Origin of the sequence: Zooshikella harenae, assembly GCF_018837975.1 — a bacterium.
GTDB lineage: Bacteria > Pseudomonadota > Gammaproteobacteria > Pseudomonadales > Zooshikellaceae > Zooshikella > Zooshikella harenae.
The window spans coordinates 1-722 of sequence record NZ_JAGSOY010000317.1 but is presented as its reverse complement, the minus strand read 5'-3'; the positions used below and the strand labels follow the sequence as shown (position 1 = coordinate 722).

Below are 722 nucleotides of genomic sequence, written 5' to 3'. Positions count from 1 at the left end.
GTGTGATACCTGGCATGGATGAGCTGGAAGCCCTATGTCTTAAGGATGGTGGGGCTATTGTCAACGGTATTGAAAATGTTGATGGTTATTACAACATCAGCGCTAAAGAAGAAGGGGATTTTGAAAACATTGTATATGGAATTTATGAGTTTATTGAATACGAACATGCTAAAAACAAGCTGGGGTCTCCTGTAGCTGAGCTGCCTTATGGCTACTACCGTGACTATAAAGCATTAAAAAATGATCCCAACTGTAACCCTCACTATCTAGAGGAAATTGAAAAATATAATGTTGAACCCTATGTTTCTTTTAAAGAAAAGTATTGCGTTGCAACAGTTAAAATTGATTCATTTAAAAGTAAGTATTCGTATGAGTCAACAGGTGAAGAATTTATTAATAATAAAACTGAAGGTTATGAAATATATAGATCTGTAGATAAGATCTCAAACATCAAGACAGGTAAATTATTAGGTAAGTATACGAGCTATTTATTAACTCCGTATGGCATATTCAAAACACCTGAAAGCTATATGACATCACAGTGTACCCGCATTAATAAATTTAAATATTTGCCCCTTAAAAAGTCAATTGATTCGTGGGTATTTAATAAAGAGTAAAATACATTAAAACTAATTTTTAGCTGTTTTACATCAAGATAGTAATAGTCGTTTTATCAATGAATGGATGTTCATAAATGAGTGAAAATAATCAAGTCGAAAAAG

The 722-nt window shown here is 32.3% G+C and carries 1 protein-coding gene; it reads left to right on the top strand.

The features are described from left to right. Positions 1-617 (top strand): hypothetical protein (locus tag KCG35_RS25885; protein ID WP_215822788.1); only part of this gene is annotated, 617 nt, incomplete at its 5' end. Positions 618-722: the final 105 nt, after the last annotated feature.